We start from the raw sequence: 7,772 nt of genomic DNA on the forward strand, positions 1-7,772 counted from the left end.
CACGGCCAGCAGGCCGAAGATAACGACGAAGGTCAGGTAGAGCTGGCGCTGGTCAATGCCCTCGATCTGGGTGGAGAGCAGCGCGGCGATGAGTGTGGCGAAGGTGACGAAGAAGTATTGCCAGGCGCGGGCGCGATCTTCATTGGCCTGGAAGGCGGTCTGGGCCACGTAGCCAAACTCGGCGGCGATGATCTGCCGGGCTAACTCGCTCTCCGGCTTTTTGTCGGTCGTCATAGTATGCTCTTAACCACTGAGGGAAAGAGCTCACGCAAAGAGCGCAAAGATGTCAAGAAATCAAAGAAGGGCTTTTCTTACTTTGCGCTCTTTGCCTCTTTGCGCCCTTTGCGTGAGCCTCTTAATTATGTCGTGGATAGACCAACACCCGCGTCGGCCGTATCTTCAGGTCAATCCGCTTCTCCGTGCCGCGGCGCTCGATGGGGGCGTAGCCGCCGTAGTACTCGTCCACGCCCACGTAAAGCTTGGCGTGGGCGTTGATGGTCGCGTACTCCGGGTCGGGGACCATCTCTTCGACGTAGCCGCGCACGTCTACCCAGCGGTAGGGGTCGTGCGGGTCAATGGCCGTGATCGCCACCCGCGGGTTGTGGCGCACGTTCTCCACCTTGCGGCGGCCCTCGACGGAGTTGACGACGACGTGAGTGCCATCCCAGGAGCACCAGACGATGGTATTCTCCGGTTGGCCCTCATGGGTGACCGTGGTTAGCACCGCGTAGACGGGGCCGGTAATCAGGTCTAGATGGGACGGGGGGATTGTCGCGGACATGTTCGGTTCCTCCGGGGCTGCGGTCTGGCGCGGCGTTCGCTTCAACGCCGGCGCTTACCGCAACTATAGCAAAATCCCCCCAGCCGGTCAGGCAAATTGACATGAGATTCCTCTTGCCAGAGAACGACAACTATGGTACTTTCCTGCCGCATTATCGGGAGCGCCCTGCACCTGCTCAAATCAATAACCACCGGCGACCCGGTGACTGTGTGAGTCTGACCAAAATGCTATCTTTGTGTTGCCTGGCCGCATGAGTGACAAGGCTGCAATCCTTAGCATCGAGAACGTATCACTCCACTTTGGGGGGAACGCCGCATTGGCCGGCGTTAGCTTTGGCGTCCGCGAGGGGGAAATCCGGGCCATCATTGGCCCCAACGGCGCGGGCAAGACCTCCATCCTCAACTGCATCAGCGGCTTCTATCGCCCGCAAAAGGGGCGCATTCTCTTCAAGGGTGAGACCGACCTGACGAAGACCCCCACCGACCGCATCGCCCGGCTGGGGCTGGCGCGCACCTTCCAGAATATCGCCCTCTACACCGGCCTGAGCACGCTCGACAACCTGATGGCCGCTCGCCACATCCACATGAAGCAGAGCGGGCTCCAGAGCATGTTCTATTGGGGGCCGGCCCAGCGCGAGGAAGTGCGCCACCGGCAGGTCGTCGAGGAGATCATCGACTTCCTGGAGATCGCCCACATCCGCAAGGCGGTCGTCGGGGCGCTGCCCTACGGCCTGCGCAAACGGGTGGAGCTTGGCCGCGCCCTGGCCATGGAGCCTGACCTGCTGCTGCTCGACGAGCCGATGGCCGGCATGAACGTCGAGGAGAAGGAGGACATGGCCCGCTTCATCCTGGACATCTACGAGCGGCGCGGCGTGACCATCGTCCTGATCGAGCACGACATGGGCTTGGTCATGGACATCTCCGACCGCGTCGTCGTGCTCGACTTCGGCCAGGTCATCGCCGATGGCCGGCCGGACGACATCAAGCAAGACCCGAAAGTGATTCACGCTTATCTTGGTGAGGCATGAACGAACGGCGAGTTAACAAGAGGCTCACGCAAAGAACGCAAAGAAGCAAAGAACGCAAAGAAGAACCCAATTCACTTTGCGCTCTTAGCTTCCTTAGCGGTCTTTGCGTGAGCGCTCTGTCCCATTCGTCACTCGTCGCTCGTCACTCATAACTATGGAGACTTCGGCCGTCACCGTCCCTCAATTCTTCCTGCACCAGGCGCAGACCCAGCCGCGCGGCAAGGTGGCGCTGCGGCAGAAGGAGTTCGGCATCTGGCGCGAGTTCACCTGGGCCGACTCCTACGAACAGGTGCGCGCCTTCGCCCTGGGGCTGCTCACCCTGGGAGCGCAACGCGGCGGCACGATCTGCACCGTCGGCGACAACGACCGGCAATACCTCTGGGCCTACCTGGGGCTTCAGGCCATCGGCGCGGCGCAGGTCGGCCTCTTCACCGACGCCACGCCGGCCGAGGTGGCCTACATCATCGACCACAGCGACGCCGCCTTTGTCCTGGCCAAAGACCAGGAGCAGTGCGACAAGCTGCTGGAGATTCGCGACCGCATCCCCCGCGTGCGCCGGGTCATTTACTGGGACGAGCGCGGTCTGTGGCACTACGATGAGCCGTGGCTGATGCCTTTCGAGGAAGTGCAGGCGCTGGGGCGCGAGTTGGTCGAACGGGAGCCGGACCGCTTCGAGACGGAGGTCGCCCTGGGACGGGCCGACGACCTGGCGATGCTCTGCTACACCTCCGGTACAACCGGCCGGCCGAAGGGCGTCATGCTGAGCCACGGCAACGTCCTCAGCGCCATCGATCTGTACCAGTCGGTCGATCCGCGCCGCGACACCGACAACCACGTCAGCTTCATGCCGATGGGCTGGATCGCCGAACCCATCCTGGGCATCGCCGCCCACGTCTACGCCGGGGTGGTGATGAACTTCCCCGAAGAGCCGGAGACCGTGCGCCAGAACATCCGCGAGATCGCGCCGGAGATGCTGTTCTACAACTCGCGGCTGTGGGACTCGCTCGTCGCCACGGTGCAGGTGCGCATGAACGACGCCACGCGGCTCAACCGGGCGCTCTACGAACGCTTCCTGCCTATCGGCTACCGCATGGCCGACGCCAAGTTCAGCGGCGAGACGGCCGGGCCAGGGCTGCGCGCCGCCTACGCCGTGGGCGACCGGCTCGTCTTCGGCCCGCTGCGCAACCAGATGGGGCTGTCGCGCGTCCGCGCCGCCTACACCGCCGGCTCGTCCCTCAGCCCCGACGCCATGCGCTTCTTCCACGCCCTGGGCATCAACCTGAAGCAGATCTACGGCTCGACCGAGGTAACCGGCGGAGCCACCGTCCACCGCGACGACGCCATCAAGTTTGCCAGCGTCGGCCCGGCCGCGCCGGGCATCGACATCCGCATCGCCCCCGACGGCGAGATCCAGATCGCCGGGCCGACGGTCATGCAGGGCTACTACAAAGACCCGGAGGGCACCGCCCGCGACATCGTGACCGATCCCGACGGCCGCCGCTGGTTCCGCACCGGCGACGCCGGCTACATCGACGACGACGGCCACCTGATCTACCTCGACCGGGTGAAGGACATGCTGACGCTCGCCAGCGGCGAACGTTTCTCGCCCCAGTTCATCGAGGGGCGGCTGAAGTTCAGTCCCTACATCCGCGACGTGATGGCCGTCGGCGGCGAGAACCGGGCGTTTGTGACGGCGCTGGTCATCATCGACTTCGAGAACGTCGGCCAGTGGGCGGAGCGGCAGCGCATCCCCTACACGACGTTCGTGGACCTGTCGCAGCGCGCGCCGGTGTACGAGTTGATCCGCAAGGCGGTGGAGGGCGTGAACGAGTCGCTGCCGCCGGCGGCGCGCGTGCGCCGCTTCGTGCTGATGCACAAGGAGTTCGACGCCGACGAGGCTGAGATGACCCGCACGCGCAAGTTGCGCCGCGGCTTCCTCTACGACCGCTACGGCGACATCATCGAGGCCATGTATCGCGGCGACGACTCCATCCGCGTCCGCGCCCCCGTCCGCTATCAGGATGGTAGCGAGGGGTTTATCGAGACGGAGATTGGGGTGATGAAGTTGGAGGAGTAGCAGGAGGCAGGTGGCGCAGGATTCTTATCCTGTGGTTGAACAGCGGGCAAGTGTCAAGTGGCAGGTAGCAGGTGGACTTTGAGATTATCGGCGAGATCAGACAGATTGAGACCATTGCGACCGGAACGAAGATACGCGAGGTGCGGCGGTTGCGTAAGCGTTACGGCCCTGGACGCTGGCGCAAGATGAAAGGTATCACTGTTGTCAGGTTGAAGGACGACACAGTCCATACCGCTGAAATACACTGGTATGAAGCGCACGGCATCGGCAAGAAAGAAATCAAGTTGAAGTTTCCTTTACTCGACTAACAATGGACACAAACGAGATTCACGTACAGTTCGCCCTATGTCTGGATAACACGGACTATGAGGCTTCACTTGAGCTTGGCAAGCTATACCGCGTCGTAGCAGATGAGCAGGCGGACAAACATGGCTACCTCCGCGTCATCGACGAGAGTGGCGACGACTATGCCTATCAGACCGAGCGCTTCCATCTGCTAACACTGCCCGAGACGGTGGAACAGACGCTCTTATTGGCGATGGCATAGCAAAAATAGTCGTGTAGCACAGAGTCTTTATCTCGCGACGTAAAAAACACAATGCGTCTTACAAAATATACTGCACCTATAGACTTAAGGCGTGACTGTGATCGATACAGGTTGCGATTCGCTCCGTCCCCACACAGGCGGGCCGGAGTCATAGTGCACCTCGAAGGTCACGACGGCGGTGAGTGTGACGTCGCTGGCGTCGCTCAGGCTGATGGGTAGATCGATGGAGTCAAGCCCCCGCGGGGGCACGGAGAAATGATGCACTTCCATGACGATTGTGACCGGCGTTGGCTGTTGTTCAGACCGCATATTTATTTCGTAAATGGGCCGGCCAAGAGCCACGCACCCGGTATTTTCCAGGTTCACTTCGACGGTGAATGTCTCTCCGGCAGGCACGGTCGTTTTTGAGGGCAACAGTATGGTAGAGGCTGCGTATGAAAAGCAGGCGGGTTTAAGGGAGATGGGTAGATAGCTGAAATGGCTCTCCTGTGGACTGCTTGCCACTGGATAGCTGCTGCCTAACATGACAGCAAACAGCGCCAGAATCAAGACCGGCTTTACGAAGGCTCTGGGAAACATCGTGGGCACTCTTAAGTCTATTCGGTTAGCAACATGGGGTTGAAGGCTCCAAATAGGACTTTACCGTCTCTAATATGAACTGGCAACTCGTCCCCCAACAACTCGTGACCGGCCTGCTCAACGGCGGCATCATCGGCATCATCGCCCTGGGTATCGTGCTCATCTACCGCTCGTCGGAGGTGTTCAACTTCTCCCACGGCCAACTGGTCATGCTGGGCGCGTTCCTGACGTGGTGGTTCGCGGGGGGCACGGAGAGCGGCAACGAGCTGTTCAACCTGCCGCTCTGGGGAGCCATCCCCCTGGCGATCCTGGTGGCGGCCAGCCTGGGGCTGCTCATCGAGCGGCTGGCGTTGCGGCCGATGACCGGCCAGCCGTTGCTGGCGATCATCCTCATGACGCTCGGCCTGGCCCAGTTCCTCGAAGGCTCGGCGGCCATCGTCTTCGGCATCGAGCCGAAGAATAACTTCCCCGCGCCCTTCTCGCCCAGCGACGTGATCAGCATCCCCTTCCCCGGCGCGTTCAACGACGCCATCATCATCAAGCAGGCGCTGCTGGCGACGTTCATCGTCGCCATCCTGGCCGCCATTCTGTTCATGCTCTTCTTCCAGTTCACGCGCACCGGGCTGGCGATGCGGGCCACGTCGGAAGACCACGAGTTGGCCCGCAGCGTGGGCATCAACGTGCCGCGCGTCTTCGGCCTGTCGTGGGCCATCGCCGGCGTCATCGCCACCATCGGCGGCGTGCTGCTGGCGACGCTGACCGGCGTCAGCCTGAGTCTGGCGACGGTGGCGCTGGTGGCCTTCCCGGCCATCCTGCTCGGCGGGCTGCAATCGTTCTCCGGGGCGATCATCGGCGGGCTGTTGGTGGGCCTGGCCCAGGCGATTGTGCAGGCGTCGTCGGTGCAGACGGTGCGCAGTTCGTCGGAGATCGCGCCCTATCTGTTGTTGCTGGTTGTCCTGATCATCCGGCCGGAAGGACTGTTCGGCCAGAAGCGCATCGAACGTGTCTAGAAGAAAGAATCCACAGATTGCACAGATTACACAGATTTTTTAAGAAGTATGTGGATGATGTTAGCTATTCGCAGAAGGAAGCATTGATAGATAACACAGAGCTCGCAGAACGCCTCTGAAAAATCTGCGTAATCTGTGAAATCTGTGGATGCTTCTTCTGTAAGCCAAGAAGAAGGAAGCCGTTTATGGCCGCACTACGACCGGCAGGGGATTTCGACCGGAGCTATCAGCAGGACATGGCTGTCGTCCGGCAGCCGTGGCAGTGGATCGCGCTGGGGCTGGCCCTGCTGCTGACACTGACTGCGCCGCTGTGGGGCAACGCCTACCTCGTCAACACCGCCAACACCATCTTCTACACCATCATCGCCGTTCAGGGCCTCAACATCCTGACCGGCTACACCGGCCAGATCTCACTGGGCCAGGCGGCCTTCATGCTCGTCGGCGGTTACACCTCGGCGTTGGTCACTACCCATTTCAGCTTCCCCTTCCCGCTGGCGGTGCTGGCCGCCGGGCTGGTCACCGGGCTGGTAGGGCTGCTCTTCGGCCTGCCGTCGCTGCGCGTCAAGGGCTTCTATCTGGCGATGGCGACGCTGGCGGCGCAGTTCATCATCCCCTGGCTCAGCCGTCACCTCTACCCCGATCTACTCGGCGGCACGTCGGGCCGCATCGCCGTGCCCGTGCCCGTCCTCTTCGGCATCACCTTCAGCGAGCTCAACCAATACTTCTACCTGTCGTTGACCGTCCTGCTCATCACCACGGTGCTGACGCTCAACATCAGCCGGTCGCGCCTCGGCCGCGCCCTGGTTTCCATCCGCGACAACGACCTGGCCGCCGAGCTGCTGGGCGTCAACCTGTTCCAGTACAAACTGCGCGCCTTCTTCCTGGCCTCCTTCCTGGCCGGCGTGGCCGGCGCGCTGAAGGCCCACAGCCAGCGCGGCGTGGGCACGGAGTTTGGCTACGGCCTGGAGGAGTCCATCTTCCTGCTGGGCATGCTGGTCATCGGCGGGCTGGGCACGAACCTGGGGCCGTTCCTGGGCGTGACGGCCGTTGTCCTGCTGCAAGACCTGGCCCGCGTGACCGGCCAGACGATGGGCGACCTGTTTCCGGCGCTGAAAGCGCGCTTCCTGACGTCGTTCCGGCCGATCTTCTTCGGCCTGGTGCTCATGCTGTTCCTCATCTTCGAACCGCGCGGCCTTGCCCACCGCTGGCAGATGATCAAGGCGGCATGGCGATTGCGGCCGTTTGCGCGGTGAGTCGTAGGGGCGGGTTTGAAACCCGCCCGTACATGGTCAATGGAGCGGTAGTTTGGTAGGGGTGGGTTTGAAACCCTCCCGTACGTGGTCAGTGGGACGGTGGCGGGGCTGGCTCCCCTGCTCCCCCGCCCCCCCGCTCCCCTGCCCTCTTTATTGGGTCGGTGAATACGTTGAGAAAGGAGAAGTGATATGAAGAGAAGAAGTGGTTTGACGGCATTGTGGCTGGTGTTGGTGCTGGCGCTGGGGATGGCGCTGGCGGCTTGCGGCGGGGGGACGACCACCACCGAGGAGCCGGTGGCGACGGCCGAAACGGTCGAGGAAGTAGCGCCGACGGAGGCGGCCGAGGAGGTCGCGCCTACGGAGGAGCCCGCCCCGACCGAGGAACCTACCGAAGAGCCGGCTCCAACCGAGGAACCGGCCGCCACCGAGGAGCCGGCGGCGACGGAAGAGCCGACGGCCGAGCCAACTGAGGAAGTCGCCGAGGGGACGGCGACCGAA

9 protein-coding genes and 1 pseudogene are annotated in these 7,772 nt (G+C 62.5%); 7 read left to right on the top strand and 3 right to left on the bottom strand.

What is annotated here, in order from left to right; genetic code table 11:
* Both ACE3UY_RS15205 and ACE3UY_RS15210 read right to left on the bottom strand, forming a co-directional pair.
* The coding region (locus tag ACE3UY_RS15205) for a hypothetical protein (RefSeq protein WP_374688348.1) at positions 1–234 on the bottom strand (234 nt) is incomplete at its 3' end.
* Positions 235–355: 121 nt separating this feature from the next.
* Positions 356–781, bottom strand: coding sequence for a PPOX class F420-dependent oxidoreductase (locus ACE3UY_RS15210; protein ID WP_374688349.1), 426 nt, complete (start codon positions 779–781; stop codon positions 356–358).
* A 250-nt stretch (positions 782–1,031) separates the two neighbouring features.
* Between ACE3UY_RS15210 and ACE3UY_RS15215 the strand changes: the two genes are divergently transcribed.
* The 4 genes from ACE3UY_RS15215 (at position 1,032) to ACE3UY_RS15230 (ending at position 4,432) form a co-directional block, all read left to right on the top strand.
* Positions 1,032–1,808 carry an ABC transporter ATP-binding protein gene (locus tag ACE3UY_RS15215; RefSeq protein WP_374688350.1) on the top strand — a complete coding sequence of 259 codons (777 nt, stop codon included), beginning with the start codon at positions 1,032–1,034 and terminating at the stop codon, positions 1,806–1,808.
* 154 nt (positions 1,809–1,962) lie between these two features.
* Positions 1,963–3,885, top strand: coding sequence for an AMP-binding protein (locus tag ACE3UY_RS15220; protein ID WP_374688351.1), 1,923 nt, complete (start codon positions 1,963–1,965; stop codon positions 3,883–3,885).
* A 71-nt stretch (positions 3,886–3,956) separates the two neighbouring features.
* Entirely contained in the window at positions 3,957–4,193 is a 237-nt protein-coding gene (locus tag ACE3UY_RS15225; RefSeq protein ID WP_374688352.1) for a hypothetical protein, read from the top strand.
* Between the two features lie 2 nt (positions 4,194–4,195).
* Positions 4,196–4,432, top strand: a complete 237-nt coding sequence (locus ACE3UY_RS15230) for a hypothetical protein (protein WP_374688353.1) — start codon at positions 4,196–4,198, stop codon at positions 4,430–4,432.
* An 84-nt stretch (positions 4,433–4,516) separates the two neighbouring features.
* Here the strand turns inward: ACE3UY_RS15230 and ACE3UY_RS15235 are convergent, their stop codons facing one another.
* Complete coding sequence (locus ACE3UY_RS15235; protein WP_374688354.1) at positions 4,517–5,011, bottom strand: hypothetical protein; 495 nt, start codon at positions 5,009–5,011, stop codon at positions 4,517–4,519.
* 74 nt (positions 5,012–5,085) lie between these two features.
* Between ACE3UY_RS15235 and ACE3UY_RS15240 the strand changes: the two genes are divergently transcribed.
* From ACE3UY_RS15240 to ACE3UY_RS15250, 3 genes and pseudogenes are all read left to right on the top strand, one after another.
* The gene (locus ACE3UY_RS15240) at positions 5,086–6,021 is read left to right on the top strand and encodes a branched-chain amino acid ABC transporter permease (protein WP_374688355.1); all 936 of its coding nucleotides are present in this window, start codon (positions 5,086–5,088) and stop codon (positions 6,019–6,021) included.
* 185 nt (positions 6,022–6,206) lie between these two features.
* On the top strand, positions 6,207–7,274 hold the full coding sequence (locus ACE3UY_RS15245; RefSeq protein ID WP_374688356.1) for a branched-chain amino acid ABC transporter permease: 1,068 nt from the start codon (positions 6,207–6,209) through the stop codon (positions 7,272–7,274).
* 189 nt (positions 7,275–7,463) lie between these two features.
* Positions 7,464–7,772: pseudogene (locus tag ACE3UY_RS15250) on the top strand (hypothetical protein); the annotation flags it as partial.

The organism is Promineifilum sp. (SeqCode) (assembly GCF_041918635.1).
GTDB lineage: Bacteria > Chloroflexota > Anaerolineae > Promineifilales > Promineifilaceae > Promineifilum.